Source organism: Pseudomonas sp. R-28-1W-6 (genome assembly GCF_009799925.1).
Classification (GTDB): Bacteria; Pseudomonadota; Gammaproteobacteria; order Pseudomonadales; family Pseudomonadaceae; genus Aquipseudomonas.
Genome location: NZ_WELK01000001.1, coordinates 144,693 through 161,917 on the forward strand (window position 1 = coordinate 144,693; position 17,225 = coordinate 161,917).

The 17,225-nt window shown below is 68.3% G+C and carries 19 protein-coding genes; 9 read left to right on the plus strand and 10 right to left on the minus strand.

The annotated features are described in order from the left end of the window. Positions 1-30 precede the first annotated feature (30 nt). From F3I62_RS00660 to F3I62_RS00670, 3 genes are read right to left on the minus strand one after another with little or no spacing between them, the layout of a single operon-like run. A complete protein-coding gene (locus F3I62_RS00660; RefSeq protein WP_218572704.1) occupies positions 31-264 on the minus strand; it encodes a DUF1289 domain-containing protein in 234 nt (77 codons plus the stop codon). Then, positions 233-565, minus strand: coding sequence for an iron donor protein CyaY (cyaY, locus tag F3I62_RS00665; protein WP_160487769.1), 333 nt, complete (start codon positions 563-565; stop codon positions 233-235). The genes F3I62_RS00660 and cyaY overlap by 32 nt, the downstream gene beginning before the upstream one ends. Before the next feature lie 10 nt (positions 566-575). Beyond that, positions 576-1,628 (minus strand): AraC family transcriptional regulator, encoded by a 1,053-nt coding sequence (locus tag F3I62_RS00670; RefSeq protein WP_160487770.1) that lies wholly within the window; start codon positions 1,626-1,628, stop codon positions 576-578. Positions 1,629-1,799: 171 nt separating this feature from the next. Between F3I62_RS00670 and F3I62_RS00675 the strand changes: the two genes are divergently transcribed. The 6 genes from F3I62_RS00675 to F3I62_RS00700 all read left to right on the plus strand — a co-directional run bounded on the left by F3I62_RS00675 (position 1,800) and on the right by F3I62_RS00700 (position 6,450). Further along, positions 1,800-1,937, plus strand: coding sequence for a lipoprotein (locus F3I62_RS00675; protein WP_160487771.1), 138 nt, complete (start codon positions 1,800-1,802; stop codon positions 1,935-1,937). Between the two features lie 9 nt (positions 1,938-1,946). Further along, the gene (lysA, locus tag F3I62_RS00680) at positions 1,947-3,194 is read left to right on the plus strand and encodes a diaminopimelate decarboxylase (RefSeq protein WP_160487772.1); all 1,248 of its coding nucleotides are present in this window, start codon (positions 1,947-1,949) and stop codon (positions 3,192-3,194) included. A gap of 10 nt (positions 3,195-3,204) precedes the next feature. Then, on the plus strand, positions 3,205-4,035 hold the full coding sequence (gene dapF, locus F3I62_RS00685; RefSeq protein WP_160487773.1) for a diaminopimelate epimerase: 831 nt from the start codon (positions 3,205-3,207) through the stop codon (positions 4,033-4,035). Continuing rightward, the gene (locus F3I62_RS00690; RefSeq protein WP_160487774.1) at positions 4,032-4,730 is read left to right on the plus strand and encodes a DUF484 family protein; all 699 of its coding nucleotides are present in this window, start codon (positions 4,032-4,034) and stop codon (positions 4,728-4,730) included. Before dapF ends, F3I62_RS00690 begins: the two co-directional genes overlap by 4 nt. 80 nt (positions 4,731-4,810) lie before the next feature. Then, positions 4,811-5,761 carry a tyrosine recombinase XerC gene (gene xerC / locus F3I62_RS00695; protein ID WP_160487775.1) on the plus strand — a complete coding sequence of 317 codons (951 nt, stop codon included), beginning with the start codon at positions 4,811-4,813 and terminating at the stop codon, positions 5,759-5,761. Further along, positions 5,758-6,450: an HAD family hydrolase gene (locus F3I62_RS00700; protein ID WP_160487776.1), complete on the plus strand. Its 693-nt coding sequence runs from the start codon at positions 5,758-5,760 to the stop codon at positions 6,448-6,450. Before xerC ends, F3I62_RS00700 begins: the two co-directional genes overlap by 4 nt. 119 nt (positions 6,451-6,569) lie before the next feature. Here F3I62_RS00700 and sutA read toward each other — a convergent pair whose 3' ends face one another. From sutA to glnK, 5 genes are all read right to left on the minus strand, one after another. Then, positions 6,570-6,899, minus strand: a complete 330-nt coding sequence (sutA, locus tag F3I62_RS00705; protein ID WP_160487777.1) for a transcriptional regulator SutA — start codon at positions 6,897-6,899, stop codon at positions 6,570-6,572. A 110-nt stretch (positions 6,900-7,009) separates the two neighbouring features. After that, the gene (locus F3I62_RS00710; RefSeq protein ID WP_160487778.1) at positions 7,010-7,435 is read right to left on the minus strand and encodes a secondary thiamine-phosphate synthase enzyme YjbQ; all 426 of its coding nucleotides are present in this window, start codon (positions 7,433-7,435) and stop codon (positions 7,010-7,012) included. Positions 7,436-7,533: 98 nt separating this feature from the next. Continuing rightward, positions 7,534-8,784 carry an ammonium transporter gene (locus F3I62_RS00715; protein WP_160487779.1) on the minus strand — a complete coding sequence of 417 codons (1,251 nt, stop codon included), beginning with the start codon at positions 8,782-8,784 and terminating at the stop codon, positions 7,534-7,536. A 92-nt stretch (positions 8,785-8,876) separates the two neighbouring features. After that, positions 8,877-10,193: an ammonium transporter gene (locus F3I62_RS00720; RefSeq protein WP_160487780.1), complete on the minus strand. Its 1,317-nt coding sequence runs from the start codon at positions 10,191-10,193 to the stop codon at positions 8,877-8,879. Between the two features lie 35 nt (positions 10,194-10,228). Continuing rightward, entirely contained in the window at positions 10,229-10,567 is a 339-nt protein-coding gene (gene glnK, locus F3I62_RS00725) for a P-II family nitrogen regulator (protein WP_021700071.1), read from the minus strand. Between the two features lie 413 nt (positions 10,568-10,980). Here glnK and F3I62_RS00730 point away from each other — a divergent pair, with 413 nt between their 5' ends. Together F3I62_RS00730 and F3I62_RS00735 are read left to right on the plus strand one after the other, a co-directional pair. After that, complete coding sequence (locus F3I62_RS00730; protein WP_160487781.1) at positions 10,981-11,241, plus strand: accessory factor UbiK family protein; 261 nt, start codon at positions 10,981-10,983, stop codon at positions 11,239-11,241. 39 nt (positions 11,242-11,280) lie between these two features. After that, positions 11,281-12,774 (plus strand): YifB family Mg chelatase-like AAA ATPase, encoded by a 1,494-nt coding sequence (locus tag F3I62_RS00735; RefSeq protein WP_160487782.1) that lies wholly within the window; start codon positions 11,281-11,283, stop codon positions 12,772-12,774. Positions 12,775-12,879: 105 nt separating this feature from the next. Here F3I62_RS00735 and F3I62_RS00740 read toward each other — a convergent pair whose 3' ends face one another. Continuing rightward, positions 12,880-13,809 (minus strand): LysR substrate-binding domain-containing protein, encoded by a 930-nt coding sequence (locus F3I62_RS00740; protein WP_160487783.1) that lies wholly within the window; start codon positions 13,807-13,809, stop codon positions 12,880-12,882. A gap of 135 nt (positions 13,810-13,944) precedes the next feature. Here F3I62_RS00740 and F3I62_RS00745 point away from each other — a divergent pair, with 135 nt between their 5' ends. Continuing rightward, entirely contained in the window at positions 13,945-15,330 is a 1,386-nt protein-coding gene (locus tag F3I62_RS00745; RefSeq protein ID WP_160487784.1) for a NorM family multidrug efflux MATE transporter, read from the plus strand. 109 nt (positions 15,331-15,439) lie between these two features. Here the strand turns inward: F3I62_RS00745 and F3I62_RS00750 are convergent, their stop codons facing one another. Further along, positions 15,440-17,113, minus strand: coding sequence for a bifunctional diguanylate cyclase/phosphodiesterase (locus tag F3I62_RS00750; RefSeq protein ID WP_160487785.1), 1,674 nt, complete (start codon positions 17,111-17,113; stop codon positions 15,440-15,442). Positions 17,114-17,225 lie beyond the last annotated feature (112 nt).

Genomic DNA, 17,225 nt, shown 5'->3' on the forward strand with positions numbered 1-17,225 from the left:
ACAGGCAGCTAAATAAGCAAGACCGTGCGGTCACCAGGCCAGCGGCGGGCGCAGGCGCTGCTGCGCGGCCTGGCAGATCTGCCGGCGGCGCTGGCCATCGGCCTTGCCCCACTCGAGGATCTCGGCCAGGCTGCGGCCGCAGCCCAGGCACTGGTCGTGGTCGTCCAGGCAGCACTGCCGGCGGCAGGGCGACTCGACCGAGGCCGCACCCTGCGAGTCCGGGCTGTGCGGATCAGAGCTCTTCGAACTCGAGCTGTTCACCAGCCTGCTCCAGGGTCACGCGGGCCAGCAACTCGCCCAGCGGTTCTTCGCTGGTATCGCAGATCCACAGGCCCTGCGCCTCGTCGTAGTCGAAGTGGAAACCGCCGGAGCGCGCCGCCACCCACAGCTGGCGGATCGCCTCCTGGCGGCTGAGGATCAGCTGGGTGCCGTTCTCGAAGCGCACGGTCAGCACCCCGGCGGAGTTTTCCAGATCGATGTCCATGTCGCTGTCGTCGAAAATATCTTCCACCGCCTCCTGGGCAGCATCGACCAGATCATGGAAACGGGCTTCGCTCAAACTCATTACAACGTCCTCAGGGCAGGGATGCGGGGTCGGCCAGGGTCAGCCGGTAGGCGCCGGGGCTTTGCCCGGTCCAGCGACGGAAGGCGCGGGCCAGGGAGCCGGCCTCGCTGAAACCGACGAGGAAGGCGATTTCCGCCAGTTCCAGCGCCGGGTCGCGCAGATAATGCAGCACCAGTTGCTCACGCGTCTCGTCGAGCAGCTGGCTAAAGGATAACCCGGCCTCGCGCAAACGCCGCTGCAAAGTGCGCGGACTGAGTTGCAGGGTCTGCGCCAGCAGTTCCAGGTCGGCACCCTGCTCCGGCAGCTGGCGGGCCAGTTCGTGGCGGGCGCGGTCGAGCACGCCGTGGCCCTGGCGCAGCTCGCCGAGCAGGCGGTCGGCATGCGCGTCGAGTAGCTGGCGCAGCTGCGCATCGGCCTGGCCCAGCGGCGCGGCGAGCAGGCGGCGGGGGAAGACCAGGGCATTGTCGGCCTGATCGAACAGCACCGGGCAGGCGAAGATGCGCTGGTACTCGCTCAGGTCGGCCGGCGCCGGAAACTGGAAGCGCACCTCGGTGGGCGGAATCTTCAGGCCGCTGATCCAGTGGCCGAAGGTCAGCCAGCCGGCCAGGGTCTCCTCGGCATGCAGGCGCTGGTGCTGGGTCAGCATGGGGTGCCAGCGGTGCGCCACCTGCGGCTCCAGGCCCTCGCGCGGCGGCTCGTCGTCCAGCTCGACGCGCCCCAGGTTGCCGACCAGGCTGGCATAGCGCGCCTGGCGGTGCAGAGCGTCGGACAGGGTCGCGCAACTCATGATCAGGTAGCCGAGCACGCCGTAATAGCCGGGGCGGATCGCCTCGCCCAAGTGCAGGCCGAGCTGCTCGTCGCCGGTCAGGCGCACGCCCTCGGCGAGCAGCTCCAGGTAGGCGCTGGCCGCCACCCGCTGGTCGCGCTGGCCGAGAATCGCCGGATTGAGCTGCACCCTGGCCAGCAACTCGCCGCTGTCGATGCCCTGGCGGGCGAGGTAATCCAGCAGGCCTTGCAGGTAGGCCACCGAGACAGAACTGGCAAGGGGGGCAGGGCTTTCCATCACGACTCCGTTTTTAGTCGCATGCTAGCCGCAAAAGCGGTTATACAGGCAAGCTGCGCGCGCCAGCGCAGGGGATCGCAGAGCCCGCCGGACGGGAATTCCGGCGCATAGGCAAGCTGCTGGGGGGTCGGTATACTCCAGCCCATTCATGATTTTGCAAAGGAATTCACCATGAAGCGCCTGCTGCTGCCCTTCATCGCGCTTGTCGTAGTTACCGCCGCCCTGACCGGTTGTGGCCAGAAAGGCCCGCTGTACCATCCGGACGACCAGAAAACCACGCAAGATCGCGACAAAGACGTCTTCCTCTAAGGGGGTTCCATGCAAGCCTTTACCAACCGCGACGGGCAACTGTTCGCGGAGGGCGTGGCCCTGTCCGCCATTGCCGAGCGCTTCGGCACGCCGACCTACGTCTACTCCCGCGCCCATATCGAGGCGCAGTACCGCGCCTATGCCGATGCCCTGGCGGGCATGCCGCATCTGGTCTGTTTCGCCGTCAAGGCCAACTCCAACCTCGGCGTGCTGAACGTCCTGGCGCGCCTCGGCGCCGGCTTCGACATCGTCTCCCGCGGTGAGCTGGAGCGCGTGCTGGCCGCCGGTGGCGATGCCGCCAAGATCGTCTTCTCCGGCGTCGGCAAGAGCCGCGACGACATGCGCCGCGCCCTGGAAGTCGGCGTGCACTGCTTCAACGTCGAGTCGGTGGACGAGCTGGAACGCCTGCAGGTGGTCGCCGCCGAGCTGGGCAAGACCGCGGCGATCTCGCTGCGGGTCAACCCGGACGTGGATGCCGGCACCCATCCGTACATCTCCACCGGCCTCAAGGAGAACAAGTTCGGCATCGACATCGAGCAGGCGCCGGCCGTCTATGCCCGCGCCGCCGCCCTGCCGAACCTCGACGTGGTCGGCGTCGACTGCCACATCGGTTCGCAGCTGACCAGCCTGCCGCCCTTCCTCGACGCCCTCGAGCGCCTGCTGGCGCTGGTCGACCAGCTGGCCGCGCAAGGCATCCGGATCAAGCACCTGGACCTCGGCGGCGGCCTCGGCGTGCAGTACCGCGACGAGCAGCCACCGCTGGCCGGCGACTATATCGCCGCCGTGCGCGAGCGCATCGCCGGCCGCGACCTGGCCCTGGTGTTCGAGCCGGGCCGCTCCCTGGTGGCCAACGCCGGCGTGCTGCTGACCCGCGTGGAATACCTCAAGCACACCGCGCACAAGGACTTCGCCATCGTCGATGCGGCAATGAACGACCTGATCCGCCCGGCGCTTTACCAGGCCTGGATGGACGTCACCGCGGTGCAGCCGCGCACCGGTGAGGCCCGCAACTACGACCTGGTCGGGCCGATCTGCGAGACCGGCGACTTCCTGGCCAAGAACCGCGAACTGGTGCTGGCCGAAGGCGACCTGCTGGCCGTGCGCTCGGCCGGTGCCTACGGCTTCGTCATGAGTTCCAATTACAACACCCGCGGCCGCGCCGCCGAGGTGCTGGTGGATGGCGAACAGGCCTTCGAAGTGCGTCGTCGCGAAACCCTGGCCGAACTCTATGCCGGCGAAAGCCTGCTGCCACAGTGAGGGCGCAGACATGCTTTTGCGCTTCACCAAGATGCACGGCCTCGGCAACGACTTCATGGTCCTCGACCTGATCAGCCAGCACGCGCATATCCAGCCCAAGCACGCCAAGGCCTGGGGCGACCGGCATACCGGCGTCGGCTTCGACCAGCTGCTGCTGGTCGAGGCGCCGAGCAACCCGGACGTCGACTTCCGCTACCGCATCTTCAATGCCGATGGCTCGGAAGTGGAGCAGTGCGGCAACGGCGCGCGCTGCTTCGCCCGCTTCGTCATCGACAAGCGCCTGACGGTGAAGAAGCAGATCCGCGTCGAGACCAAGGGTGGCATCATCGAGCTGAACCTGCGCCCGGACGGCCAGGTCACCGTCGACATGGGCCCGCCGCGTCTCGATCCCAAGGTCATCCCGTTCCAGGCCGAAGCCGAGGCGCTGAGCTACCCGGTCGAGGTGGACGGGCAGACCGTCGAGCTGGCTGCCGTGTCCATGGGCAACCCGCATGCGGTGCTGCGCGTCGCCGACCTCGACAACGCCCCGGTACACAGCCTCGGGCCGAAGCTGGAACATCACCCTCGCTTCCCGCAGCGGGTCAATGTCGGTTTCCTCCAGGTGGTCGACCGCCAGCATGCGCGCCTGCGCGTGTGGGAACGCGGCGCCGGCGAGACCCAGGCCTGCGGCACCGGCGCCTGCGCCGCGGCCGTGGCGGCGATCCGCCAGGGCTGGATGGATTCGCCGCTGCAGCTGGAGCTGCCCGGCGGCAAGCTGTGCATCGAGTGGGCAGGCCCCGGCCAGCCGGTTATGATGACCGGACCCGCCGTTCGCGTGTACGAAGGACAAGTCCGCCTATGAGTGACAGCCAGGATTCGCCCGTTCCGCTCGACTCGGATGCCGTCGCCGCCTACCTGCGCCTGCACCCGGAGTTCTTCGTCGACCACGACGAGCTGATCCCCGAGCTGCGCATTCCGCACCTGCCGGGCGAAGCGGTGTCGCTGGTGGAGCGCCAGGTCAAGCTGCTGCGCGAGCGCAACATCGAGATGCGCCATCGCCTGTCGCAACTGATGGACGTGGCCCGCGACAACGACCGCCTGTTCGACAAGACCCGCCGCCTGATCCTCGCCCTGCTCGATGCCGGCAGCCTGGAGGAAGTGGTCGGCGCGGTGGAAGACAGCCTGCGCCACGAGTTCCAGGTGCCCTTCGTCGGCCTGATCCTGTTCAGCGAGTTCCCCCTGGGCGTCGGCCGCACGGTGACCAGCGCCGAAGCGCACCAGGCCATCGGCAGCCTGCTGGCCGGCGGCAAGACCACCTGCGGCGTGCTGCGCCCCGGCGAGCTGGAGTTCCTGTTCGGCGCCGCCGAGCAGGGCCAGGTCGGCTCCGCCGCCGTGGTCCCGCTCAGCTACCAGGGCCTGCACGGCGTGCTGGCCATCGGCAGCCCGGACCCGCAGCACTACAAGAGCAGCCTCGGCACCCTGTTCCTCAGCTACGTCGCCGAAGTGCTGTCGCGCGTGCTGCCGCGCTTCGCCGCGCCGCTGCGCTCGGTCAGGTAAGCGCCACCAGGGCTGGCAAGCACGCAGGCTGGGCTGAACGCAGCGAACCCCATCATCCGCGTGCGCCTGCGGGAGTCGCCATGCACGAGCAACTGGACGCCTACCTCGAACACCTGCGCCGCGAGCGCCAGGTCTCGACGCACACCCTCGACGGCTACCGGCGCGATCTGCTGAAGGTGCTCGCCCTCTGCGAGAAGAACGCCCTCACCCACTGGAGCGAGCTCGACGGCCGCAGCCTGCGCAGCTTGGTTGCCCGCCTGCACGCCCAGGGCCTCGGCAGCCGCTCGCTGGCGCGCCTGCTGTCGGCGGTGCGCGGGCTCTACCAGTACCTCAACCGCGAAGGCCTGTGCCGGCACGACCCGGCCAGCGGCATCGCGCCGCCCAAGGGCGAGCGCCGCCTGCCGCGCACCCTGGATGCCGACCGCGCCCTGCAACTGCTGGAGGGCGCGCTGGAGGACGACTTCATCGCCCGCCGCGACCAGGCCATGCTCGAACTGTTCTACTCCTCCGGCCTGCGCCTGTCCGAGCTGGTCGGCCTGGATCTGCCCGCGCTCGACCTGGCCGCCGGCCTGGTGCGGGTACAGGGCAAGGGCAACAAGGTGCGCGAGCTGCCGGTCGGCAGCAAGGCCCGCGAGGCCCTGCACGCCTGGCTGGAACTGCGCCTGCTGAGCAACCCGGGCGATGGCGCGGTGTTCGTCAGCCAGCAGGGCCGCCGCCTCGGCGCCCGCGCGGTGCAGCTGCGCGTGCGCCAGGCCGGCGTGCGCGAGCTGGGCCAGCACCTGCACCCGCACATGCTGCGCCACAGCTTCGCCAGCCATATGCTGGAGTCATCCCAGGACCTGCGCGCGGTGCAGGAACTGCTCGGCCACGCCGATATCGCCACCACGCAGATCTACACCCACCTGGATTTCCAGCACCTGGCGACGGTCTACGACCAGGCCCACCCACGGGCCAGACGCAGCACGGAAAGCGCCCCGGCCCTGGGCACCGGGGCGGCGCCCAGCGAACGCAGTACGGGAGACGACGAATGAGCCTGCGCCTGATCACCTTCGACCTCGACGACACCCTGTGGGATGTCGCCCCGGTGATGCATGGCGCCGAGGCCAGCCTGCGCGACTGGCTGGCCGTGCAGGCGCCACGCCTGGGCCCGGTGCCGATCGAGCACCTGTGGGCGATCCGCAGCCGCCTGCTGGGTGGCGACCCGGACCTCCGCCATCGCCTCAGCGAGCTGCGCCGGCGCATCCTGCTGCACGCCCTGATCGACGCCGGCTACGCCCAGGCCGAGTCGCGCGAACTGGCCGAACGGGGATTCCAGGTCTTCCTCGAGGCCCGGCATCGGGTCGAGCTGTTTCCCGACGTGCACCAGACCCTGGAGCGCCTGGCCCTGCGCTACCCCCTGGCGGTGATCACCAACGGCAATGCCGACGTGCGCCGCCTGGGCCTGGCCGACTACTTCCAGTTCGCCCTGTGCGCGGAAGAGCTGGGCATCGGCAAGCCCGACCCGCTGCCCTTCCACACCGCCCTGCAACGCGCCGGGGTTGCTGCCTCGCAGGCCGTGCATATCGGCGACCATCCCGGCGACGACATCGCCGGGGCCCGCGCGGCGGGCATGCAGGCGATCTGGTTCAACCCGCAGGGCAAGCCCTGGACCGGCGAGCCGGAGCCGCCGGTGCAGATCTCCAGCCTGGCCGAGCTGCCGCTGCTGCTGGAACGCTGGTAGCGCGGATTCGAGGACAAGGGGCATTCGCAGCCGAAGCCGCTCCTGCGGCAGCCAGCCCGGCGCCGGCCGAACATGAAAAAGCCCGCCGAGTGGCGGGCTTTTTCATCACGGAACCGACCTCAGATGGGGCGGCTGCCGTACTTGCTGTCCGGCTTCTTGGGTGGGTCGGCAACCACGTTGGCTTCCACTTCCTGCACCTTGCCGCCGCGCGAGAGGAATTCCTCCATGGCCTTGGCCAGGGCATCACGCTCCTTCTGCTTGGCTTCGATGCTCGGCAGCTCCTCGACGTCGACCGCCGCCTTGACCTTCTTGCCAGGCTTGGCGCTGGGGACATCCGAGCCACTGTCTTCGTCGTCATCGGCAACGCCGTCGTCGGCGGCTTCCAGCTCCTCGCCTTCGTCCTCGTCGCCAGCTTCCAGTTCGTCTTGTTCCAGTTCTTCGTCGCTCATGTTCTACCTCATGACTTGCGCAAAGCAGGTTAGTTATAGCCCAGCCGCGTGCAATGCAAAACGCCGCCGGAAAAAATTCATGGCCAGGTGCCAGGCCGCCTCGCGGCGCCTCAGCCGATCTCGCCCTGGAGGGTCGCCAGCACGCGGCGTGGCCCTGCCCGATCCCGGTGTTCACCGAGGTAAATCCCTTGCCAGGTGCCCAGCGCCAGGCGCCCCGCCGTTATCGGCAGGCTCAGCTGGCAGCCCAGCAAACTGGACTTGAAGTGCGCCGGCAGGTCGTCCGATCCTTCGTCGTCGTGCTCGTAGTCGCTGGCGCCCTGCGGCACAAGACGATTGAAGAAGCGCTCGAAGTCACGTCGCACCGCGCCATCGGCATTTTCGTTGATGGTCAGCGAAGCCGAGGTGTGTTGCAGCCACAGATGCAAGATGCCGACCCGATAGCCGCGCAACTCCGGCAAGGCGGCGACGATTTCGTCGCTCACCAGGTGAAAACCGCGCGCCTTGGCGCGCAGCTCGATCAGCCGTTGTTGCCACATGCTCCGCACCTGCAGCATCCCGTTGGGGGCGCATTCTAGCGTGGCCACAGAAAAAGCAAAGGGCGCCGCGGCGCCCTTTGCTCGAGTCTTTGGTCGAACTATTTGCGGGTGAACTCCGGATAGGCCTCCATGCCGCATTCGACGATGTCGACCCCCTCGTATTCGTCCTCCTCGCTGACTCGCAGACCCATGCTCAGCTTGATCAGGCCCCAGACGATCAGACTGGCGACAAACACCCAGGCGAAGATGCAGGCCGCGCCCATCAACTGGGCGGTCAGGCTGGCCCCGCTGTTGGTCAGCGGCACCGCCAGCAGCCCCCACAGGCCGCCGGCGCCGTGCACCGAGATGGCACCTACCGGGTCATCGATGCGCAGCTTGTCCAGCAGCAGGATGCTGAACACCACCAGCACGCCGCCCACCGCACCGATCAGCGCGGCCTGTACCGCGGTCGGCGTGGCCGGCTCGGCGGTGATCGCCACCAGGCCGGCCAGGGCGCCGTTGAGGATCATGGTCAGGTCGGCCTTGCCGAACAGCACGCGGGCCACCACCAGCGCTGCCAGCAGGCCACCGGCGGCGGCCAGGTTGGTGTTGACGAACACCGACGCCACCGCGTTGGCATCGGCGATGGTGCTCAGCTTCAGCTGCGAGCCGCCGTTGAAGCCGAACCAGCCGAACCAAAGGATGAAGGTGCCAAGGGTCGCCAGCGGCAGGTTGGCACCGGGGATCGCGTTGATCTGCCCCTGGCTGCCGTACTTGCCCTTGCGCGCGCCGAGCAGGATCACTCCGGCCAGCGCGGCGGTGGCGCCGGCCAGGTGGACGATGCCAGAACCGGCGAAGTCCTTGAAACCGGCCTGCTTGAGGAAACCGCCGCCCCAGGTCCAGTAGCCTTCCACCGGATAGATGATCGAGCACATGACCAGGGCGAACGCCAGGAAGGCCCACAGCTTCATGCGCTCGGCCACCGCGCCGGAGACGATCGACATGGCCGTGGCGACGAACACCACCTGGAAGAAGAAGTCGGCACGCTTGGCGTAATAGGGCGCACCCTCGCCACCGGCGGCGACGGTCTCGAGCGCATGCTCGCTGCCGATCAGGAAACCGAAATTGGGAATCGCGCCGCCTGCGGCGCCGCCATACATCAGGTAGTAGCCCACCAGCAGGTACATCACGCAGGCCAGGGCATACAGCACGATGTTCTTGGTGAGGATTTCCGCGGTGTTCTTCGCGCGGACCAGGCCGGATTCGAGCATGGCGAAGCCTGCCGCCATCCACATCACCAGGGCCCCGCAAATCAGCAGGTAGAAAGTGTCGAGCGCATACTGCAGGGGAATCAGTGCCGTGCTTTCCATGAAGTACTCCGTTGTACCGTTGCACAGTGCGCCGCCGTTGGCGCAGACAGAAAAACGCCCGGCGGACCGGGCGTTTTGCACATCGTCAGGGCTTATAGGTTGTAGCCGCGCTCGTTGTGCTCGGAGAGGTCGAGACCGACGGTCTCGGCTTCTTCGCTGACCCGCAGGCCCATCACCAGGTCCAGCACTTTCAGGATCACGAAGGTGACCACGGCGGTGTAGATCACGGTGAAGGCAACACCCTTGAACTGGATGAACAGCTGCGCGCCGATGTCTTCCACGGTGCCGAAGCCGCCCAGGGCCGGCGCCGCGAACACGCCGGTCAGCAGGGCGCCGACGATGCCGCCGATGCCATGCACGCCGAAGGCGTCCAGGGAGTCGTCGTAGCCCAGCTTGCGCTTGAGGCTGGTGGCACAGAAGAAGCAGATCACGCCAGCGGACAGACCGATCACGATGGCACCCATCGGGCCGGCGGTGCCGGCAGCCGGGGTGATGGCAACCAGACCGGCAACCACACCGGAAGCGATGCCCAGGGCGCTCGGCTTACCGTGGGTGATCCACTCGGCGCCCATCCAGCCCAGGGCGGCGGCAGCGGTGGCGATCTGGGTGACCAGCATGGCCATGCCGGCGGTGCCGTTGGCGGCGATGGCGGAGCCGGCGTTGAAGCCGAACCAGCCGACCCACAGCATTGCCGCGCCGACCAGGGTGTAGCCCAGGTTGTGCGGAGCCATGGCGGTGGTCGGGAAGCCCTTGCGCTTGCCCAGCACCAGGCAGGCCACCAGGCCGGCGATACCGGCGTTGATGTGCACCACGGTGCCGCCGGCGAAGTCCAGCACGCCCCAGTCCCACATCAGGCCGCCGTTGCCGGACCAGACCATGTGCGCGATCGGTGCATAGACCAGGGTGAACCATACGGCCATGAAGATCAGCATCGCGGAGAACTTCATGCGCTCGGCGAAGGCACCGACGATCAGGGCCGGGGTGATGATGGCGAAGGTCATCTGGAAGAAGATGAACACGCTTTCCGGGAAGGCGCCGATCAGGCTGCTCGGGCTCAGGCCGCTGAGGAAGGCCTTGGACAGACCGCCGACGAAGGAGTTGAAGTTGACAACGCCCTGCTCCATGCCGGTGGTGTCGAACGCGATGCTGTAGCCGTAGACGACCCACAGGATGCTGATCAGACCGGTGATGGCGAAGCACTGCATCATCACCGAGAGGACGTTCTTCGAACGGACCATGCCGGCGTAGAACAGCGCCAGCCCCGGGATGGTCATGAGCAGCACCAGAATACTGGCGGTCATCATCCAGGCGGTGTCGCCGGAGTTGAGGACAACCTCGTCAGCCATGGCCAGACCTGGGCTTACGAGAGACAAAAGGGCTCCTAGCCCTGCGATCTTACGCAGAGTCATGTGTTTTTCTCCTGGGGCGTGTTGGGTTCGGAGGCTTAAACTGCGTCGGTGCCGGTTTCGCCGGTACGGATGCGGATGGCCTGTTCCAGATTGACGACGAAGATCTTGCCGTCACCGATCTTGCCGGTGTTGGCCGCCTTGGTGATCGCCTCGATGACCCGATCCAGCTGATCGTCGGCAATCGCCACGTCGATCTTCACCTTGGGCAGGAAATCCACCACGTATTCCGCGCCACGGTACAGCTCGGTGTGGCCCTTCTGCCGACCGAAGCCTTTGACTTCGGTGACGGTGATGCCCTGCACGCCGATCTCCGACAGCGACTCGCGCACGTCGTCCAGCTTGAACGGCTTGATGATGGCAGTGACTAGCTTCATTAAACTCTCTCCCGTATTTGGTGGACTTGCCCCAGGAAGAACAAACCCGGCTCAAGTCTAAGCGCAGTACCTGGCTTTTGAAACGAATCAGCCACTTCAGTCGCAACCCGGCCGATACCAACCAACCGCATGCAGTGAAGCATTTCCCCCGCTTCACTCTGCGCACCGGTACTGCATCGGTGCACGCGTCACCTGTCACTAAGCAGAAAGCTTGCCAGCTCTTATAAACGCCTGTTTTTCATGCAGTTACCCCGCAATTCGGGGTTTTCCGGCAATCTGACCAACGGGTCATTGCACAACAACGGTGCAGCGTGCGCCCCGCGCATGGTCAATAACCGTGCACTGCAGTGCGACAATAAGCGGCAACGGCCTGCGTGCTACACTGCCGGCCATCTGCAACCGGAACTTTCGCCATGCTGCCGCCCAAAGCCCTGCTCGACGCCCTGACCAGCCATGCTTCCCGCCTGTTCAACGGCGACAGCCCGTTGCCCCGCAGCGAGTTCGAAGCGCAGTTCAAGGTCCTGCTGCAGAGCGCGTTCAGCAAGCTGGACCTGGTCAGCCGCGACGAGTTCGACAGCCAGATGGTCGTCCTGGCGCGCACCCGCGCCCGCCTGGAAGCGCTGGAGGCCAAGGTGGCCGCGCTGGAGTCGCAGCAAACCCCGCCCGCCGACTGATCGCCGATCAGCGGCCGGCGACCTGATCAAGGAGCGATCATGTCCCTGGCCATCGTCCACAGCCGCGCCCAGGTCGGCGTCGAAGCGCCACCGGTTACCGTCGAGACCCACCTGGCCAACGGCCTGCCGAGCATGGCCCTGGTCGGCCTGCCGGAAACCGCGGTGAAGGAAAGCAAGGACCGCGTGCGCAGCGCCATCCTCAATTCCGGCTTCGACTTCCCGCCGCGGCGCATCACCCTCAACCTGGCACCGGCCGACCTGCCCAAGGATGGCGGGCGTTTCGACCTGGCCATCGCCCTCGGCGTGCTCGCCGCCAGCGCGCAGATTCCCGCCGCCAGCCTGGACCACCTGGAATGCCTCGGCGAACTGGCGCTGTCCGGCGCCGTGCGCCCGGTTCAGGGCGTGCTGCCCGCCGCCCTGGCCGCCCGCGCCGCCGGACGCACCTTGGTGGTGCCAAGCGCCAATGCCGAGGAAGCCAGCCTGGCCTCCGGCCTCAGCGTGCTGGCGGTCGACCACCTGCTGCAGCTCGCCGCCCACCTCAACGGTCACACCCCGCTGGCGCCCTACCAGGCCGACGGCCTGCTGCGTACCAGCCAGCCCTACCCGGATCTGGCCGAGGTGCAGGGCCAGATGGCCGCCAAGCGCGCCCTGCTGATCGCCGCCAGCGGCGGGCACAACCTGCTGTTCACCGGCCCGCCCGGCACCGGCAAGACCCTGCTGGCCAGCCGCCTGCCCGGCCTGCTGCCGCCGCTGGACGAGCAGGAAGCCCTGGAAGTCGCCGCCATCCACTCGGTGGCCAGCCAGACGCCACTGACCTGCTGGCCGCAACGACCGTTCCGCCAGCCCCATCACAGCGCCTCCGGTCCGGCCCTGGTCGGCGGCGGCAGTCGCCCGCAGCCAGGGGAGATCACCCTGGCCCATCAGGGCGTGTTGTTTCTGGACGAACTGCCGGAGTTCGACCGCAAGGTCCTGGAGGTACTGCGCGAACCCCTGGAAAGCGGACAGATCGTGATCGCCAGGGCCCGCGACCGGGTGCGCTTCCCCGCGCGCTTCCAGCTGGTGGCGGCGATGAACCCCTGCCCCTGCGGTTACCTGGGCGACCCGGCCGGACGCTGCCGCTGCACCCCGGAGCAGATCCAGCGCTACCGCGGCAAGCTGTCCGGGCCGCTGCTCGACCGCATCGACCTGCACCTGACCGTGGCCCGCGAAAGCACCGTGCTGCATGCCAGTGGCGAAGCCGGCCAGGACAGCGCCAGCGTCGCCGCCGAAGTCGCCCGCGCGCGCCAGCGGCAGATGCGCCGCCAGGGCTGCGCCAACGCCTTTCTCGACCTGCCGGGCCTGCGCCGGCATTGCCCACTGCAGACCGACGACCAGCGCTGGCTGGAAGGCGCCTGCGAGCGCCTCAACCTGTCGCTACGCGCCGCTCACCGCCTGCTCAAGGTGGCGCGCACCCTGGCCGATCTGCAGGAAGTCGAACAGATCAGCCGCGCGCACCTGGCCGAAGCCCTGCAATACCGACCGGCCGCAGGCTAGGAGTCCGCCTGCGGTGCCGCGCAGGGTGCGCCGTGTGCACCTGAGGCCTGTGCGTGGCTGGCGGTGCGCACGGCGCACCCTACAGAGCCGCTGCCCCGCCAGGCTCTACGCGGGCATGATCCACGCCACCGGCGGCAGCTGCATCGCCGCCACCTCGGCCAGCAGGAAGTCGCGCAGCCGGCGCAGGCGCTCCTCGCCGCGGCGCCCGCGCGGCCACACCAGGTAGTAGCTGCAACCGCTGGGCACCGCGCTGGGCCAGGGCAGGCCGAGGCGGCCCTGAGCGACGTCCTCGGCGATCATCACCAGGTCGCCGATCGACACGCCATAGCCGCGCGCCGCGGCGACCATGCCCAGCTCCAGGGTGTCGAACACCTGGCCGCCCTTGAGCGGCACCTGCTCGGCCAGGCCCATGGCCTGCAGCCACTGGCGCCAGTCGCGGCGATCCGGGGTCGGGTGCAACAGCTCGCTGGCCTGCAGCCGCGCCAGGTCCCAGGGTTGCTCGCCGAGGGCATCCACCGCGCACACCGGGATCAGCCATTCGGCGAACAGCTCGACCGCCTCCCACTCCGCCGGGAAGGCCGCACCACTGTTGAGCAGCACGGCGCAGTCGAACGGTTCCTGGTGGAAATCGACCTTGTCCACGTCCATCCAGGCGCTGGTCAGCTGTACCTCGATGTCGGCGTTGAGCAGGCGAAAACGCGACAGCCGCGCCAGCAGCCAGCGCATGGTCAGGGTCGAGGGAGCCTTCAGGCGCAGGGTGGCGTCGTCGGCGCGCAGGGCGGTGCAGGCCCGCTCCAGCGCGTCGAAGCCGTCACGCACACCGGGCAGCAGGGTGCGCCCGGTCTCGCTGAGCTGCAGGTGGCGGCCCTGGCGCTCGAACAGGCGGCAGGCGAAGTGCTCCTCCAGGGTACGGACATGCCGGCTCACCGCGCTCTGGGTAATGGCCAGCTCCTCGGCGGCGCGGGTGAAGGAGGCATGCCGCGCCGCCGCCTCGAAGGCGCGCAGGGCATAGAGCGGCGGCAGACGCCGGCTCATGGCTGCAATTCATGAGTTTTAATCATGTAAAGCATCTGCTTTTTCATTTTGTGCCACCGCCGCAGACTCTGGAGAATGGCGACATTCTCTGCCGCGCGGGACACCCCCGGCAAGCCATCCACCTGAGTCAGAATCATGCCTTCCGCCGTCCGCCTGGAACTCCTCGCCCTCGTCCGCCTGGCCGGCCCGCTGATCGCCGCGCAGCTGGCGCACGTGCTGATGGTATTCACCGACACCCTGATGATGGGCCGGCTCGGCCCGGCCGAACTGGCCGCCGGCGGCCTCGGCGCGGCCAGCTACTCGTTCGTCTCGATCTTCTGCGTCGGCGTGCTGGCCGCGGTCGGCAACCTGGTCGCGATTCGCCATGGCGCCGAGGACAACCCCGGCGTCACCCGCCTGACCCAAACCGGCCTGTGGCTGGCCTGGGGCCTGGCCCTGGCTGCCGGCCTGCTACTGTGGAACCTCGGCCCGCTATTGCAGCGTTTCGGCCAGGAGCCACACAACATCGCCGGCGCCCAACAGTTCCTCTCCACCCTGGTATTCGCCCTGCCCGGCTACCTCAGCTTCATGGCCCTGCGCGGCTTCACCGCGGCCATCGGTCGGCCGGGCCCGGTGATGGCCATCAGCATAGGCGGCGCGCTGGCCAACTTCGTCCTCAACTGGGCGCTGATCCACGGCTGGTTCGGCCTGCCGCCACTGGGCCTGGCCGGCATCGGCCTGGTCACCGCGCTGGTCAGCAGCGCCATGGCCCTGCTGCTGGCCTGGCACCTCACCGGGCATGCGGCCTACGCTGCCTACCCGCTGCGCCGCGGCCTGCTCAAGCCGTGCCTGGCCGAGTTCAAGGAGCTGCTGCGCCTGGGCCTGCCGATCGGCGGCACCTACGCGGTGGAGTCCGGCCTGTTCGCCTTCGCCGCCCTGAGCATGGGCGCCATCGGCAGCCAGGCGCTGGCCGCGCACCAGGTGGCGATCATGTCAGTGTACGTGGCCTTCATGGTGCCAGTGGGGATTTCCTACGCCACCACCTTCCGCATCGGCCAGCATTTCGGCGCCGGCCGCCTGCACGACGCCCGCCGTGCCGGGCGCCTGGGCGTAACCCTGGGCGCCGGCTGCATGCTCGGCTTCGCCCTGCTGTTCTGGCTGGCGCCGCAGTGGGTGGTGGGCCTGTTCCTCGACCTCGGCGACCCGGCCTTCGCCGAGATCGCCGCCCTGGCCGTCAGCCTGCTGGCCGTGGCGGCCTGGTTCGAGCTGTTCGACGGCATCCAGACCATCGCCATGGGCGCCATCCGCGGCCTCAAGGACGGCCACACCACCTTCTGGGTCGGCCTCGGTTGCTACTGGGCGATTGGCGTGCCGCTGGCCTGGGCGCTGGCCTTTCCCCTGGGCTGGGGCGCCCAGGGCGTGTGGTGGGGCCTGGCCGGTGGCCTGGCCTGCGCGGCGATTGGCCTGAGCCTGGGCTTCGAGTGGAAGATCGCGCGCCTGCTGCGCCCGCAACCGGCACAGGACGCTACCTGCCTGTCGTAGGTTGGGTTGAGGTGCGCAGCACCGCAGCCCAACAAGCCGAGCATCGGGCATGACGAGGGTGGTGGTTGGGCTTCGCTGCGCTCAACCGCAGCCTACCCGGGGCGCGCCGTCAGGAGGGTAAACCGGACAGCAGCGGCTGGCGTGCGCCGAACACCAGAAAGCGCGCCAGCTCGGCCAGCGGCAGGGCCTTGCTGATCAGGTAGCCCTGCACCTGATCGCAGCCGAACTGGCGCAGCAGGGCCAGCTGCTCGGCGTTCTCCACCCCTTCGGCGACCACCTCCAGATGGAGGTTGTGCGCCAGGTTGATCATCGCCCGCACCAGCTGGCGATTTTCCGCGCGCTCGCCCATGCCGGCGACGAAGCTCTTGTCGATCTTCAGCAAGGCGATCGGCAGGTTGTTCAGGTGCACGAAGGAGGAGAAGCCGGTGCCGAAGTCGTCCAGGGAGAAGCGCACGCCGAGCCGGCCGAGGGCCTGCATGGTCTGCTGCACCTGGTCGCTGCGGCGCATCACCGCGGTCTCGGTCAGCTCGAATTCGAGCCACCGGGCATCCACCCCGCGCTCCTCGATCAGCCGTTGCAGGGTGCCCAGCAGCTGGCTGTCCTGGAACTGGCGGAACGACAGGTTGATGGCCATGTGCAGCGCCGGCAGGCCGCGCCCGCGCAGCCACTGCATGTCGCGCAGGGCGCGGCTGATCACCCAGTAACCGAGGGGGATGATCAGCCCGCTCTCCTCGGCCAGCGGCACGAACTCGTCCGGGCCGAGCAGGCCGCGCTCGCCATGGCGCCAGCGCACCAGCGCCTCCAGGCCGAGGATGCGGCCGCTCTGCAGGCACAGCCGCGGCTGGTAATGCAGCTCCAGCTCGTCGCGGCGCAGGGCCCGGCGCAGCTCGCTTTCCAGGTCGGCCAGGCTGCGCGCGCCGCGGTTGATGCGCTCGTCGAAGACATGGAAGGTGCAGCCCTGGGCAGCCTTGGCCTGCTGCATGGCGATGTGCGCGTGCCACATCAGCGGATCGGCGCCGGCGTCCGCGCGGGCATGGGCGATCCCCAGGCTGCAGCCGATCAGCAGGCTCTCACCGTCGACCCAGTAGGGTTCGGCGAGGGCCTCGGTGATGCGTTCGGCAATCTTTTCCGCTCGCTGCGGATCGCGGCGGGTGTCGATGAGCAGGGCGAATTCGTCGCTGCCCAGGCGCGCCACCCGGTCGCAGGCGTCCAGCTGGCCCTTGAGGCGCGCCACCACCTGCAGGATCAGGCGGTCGCCGCCCTGATGGCCGAGGGCATCGTTGGCGTGGCGGAAGTTGTCCAGGTCGAGATGGCCGAGGGCCAGGCCGCGGCCACGGTATTCGGCCAGATGGGCGGCCAGCAGGGTGTGGAAGCCCAGGCGGTTGGCGATGCCGGTCAGCGGGTCCTGCTCGGCCAGGCGCTGCAGGGTGCCCTGCAACTGGCTGCGCTCGCGGGCGTAGCGCAGGCAGCGGCGCAGCATGTCGACGCTGAGCTGCTCGCGCACCAGCCAGTCGTAGACGTCTTCCGGGGCCTGCTCGGGCTCGGCGTCGAGCAGCAGCACGGTGGGCAGCGGGCAGCGTCCGGGCTCGGGCTGGCAGGCGGGGGTGGTCAGCAGCAGGCCGGCGTAGGGGTCGTCGAACAGGCTGCAGGCGGCTTCCCAGGTGGGCGCGGTGATCAGCGGATAAACGCCGTCCAACGCCTCCAGCCGGGTGCGCAGCAGTACGGCCCATTCCGGCTCTTCGGCCAGCAGGACCAGGCGCAATGGTTCGACAAGCGCGGACAAACGACCTCCCCAGGGTCAGAAGACAGACTTATCGCGTCTGCGTGCACCGTAATCGGCGTCTCTTGCCTGCCTGTCCCTGTGCAGATTCCTGCGCATCCTGAGGGAAAGGCAT

Excerpts from the sequence above, each read along its gene's own strand:
- cyaY (WP_160487769.1), bottom strand. The coding sequence starts at position 565 with ATGAGTTTGAGCGAAGCCCGTTTCCATGATCTGGTCGATGCTGCCCAG.
- F3I62_RS00670 (WP_160487770.1), bottom strand. The coding sequence starts at position 1,628 with ATGGAAAGCCCTGCCCCCCTTGCCAGTTCTGTCTCGGTGGCCTACCTG.
- F3I62_RS00675 (WP_160487771.1), top strand. The coding sequence starts at position 1,800 with ATGAAGCGCCTGCTGCTGCCCTTCATCGCGCTTGTCGTAGTTACCGCC.
- lysA (WP_160487772.1), top strand. The coding sequence starts at position 1,947 with ATGCAAGCCTTTACCAACCGCGACGGGCAACTGTTCGCGGAGGGCGTG.
- dapF (WP_160487773.1), top strand. The coding sequence starts at position 3,205 with ATGCTTTTGCGCTTCACCAAGATGCACGGCCTCGGCAACGACTTCATG.
- F3I62_RS00690 (WP_160487774.1), top strand. The coding sequence starts at position 4,032 with ATGAGTGACAGCCAGGATTCGCCCGTTCCGCTCGACTCGGATGCCGTC.
- xerC (WP_160487775.1), top strand. The coding sequence starts at position 4,811 with ATGCACGAGCAACTGGACGCCTACCTCGAACACCTGCGCCGCGAGCGC.
- F3I62_RS00700 (WP_160487776.1), top strand. The coding sequence starts at position 5,758 with ATGAGCCTGCGCCTGATCACCTTCGACCTCGACGACACCCTGTGGGAT.
- sutA (WP_160487777.1), bottom strand. The coding sequence starts at position 6,899 with ATGAGCGACGAAGAACTGGAACAAGACGAACTGGAAGCTGGCGACGAG.
- F3I62_RS00710 (WP_160487778.1), bottom strand. The coding sequence starts at position 7,435 with ATGTGGCAACAACGGCTGATCGAGCTGCGCGCCAAGGCGCGCGGTTTT.
- F3I62_RS00715 (WP_160487779.1), bottom strand. The coding sequence starts at position 8,784 with ATGGAAAGCACGGCACTGATTCCCCTGCAGTATGCGCTCGACACTTTC.
- F3I62_RS00720 (WP_160487780.1), bottom strand. The coding sequence starts at position 10,193 with ATGACTCTGCGTAAGATCGCAGGGCTAGGAGCCCTTTTGTCTCTCGTA.
- glnK (WP_021700071.1), bottom strand. The coding sequence starts at position 10,567 with ATGAAGCTAGTCACTGCCATCATCAAGCCGTTCAAGCTGGACGACGTG.
- F3I62_RS00730 (WP_160487781.1), top strand. The coding sequence starts at position 10,981 with ATGCTGCCGCCCAAAGCCCTGCTCGACGCCCTGACCAGCCATGCTTCC.
- F3I62_RS00735 (WP_160487782.1), top strand. The coding sequence starts at position 11,281 with ATGTCCCTGGCCATCGTCCACAGCCGCGCCCAGGTCGGCGTCGAAGCG.
- F3I62_RS00740 (WP_160487783.1), bottom strand. The coding sequence starts at position 13,809 with ATGAGCCGGCGTCTGCCGCCGCTCTATGCCCTGCGCGCCTTCGAGGCG.
- F3I62_RS00745 (WP_160487784.1), top strand. The coding sequence starts at position 13,945 with ATGCCTTCCGCCGTCCGCCTGGAACTCCTCGCCCTCGTCCGCCTGGCC.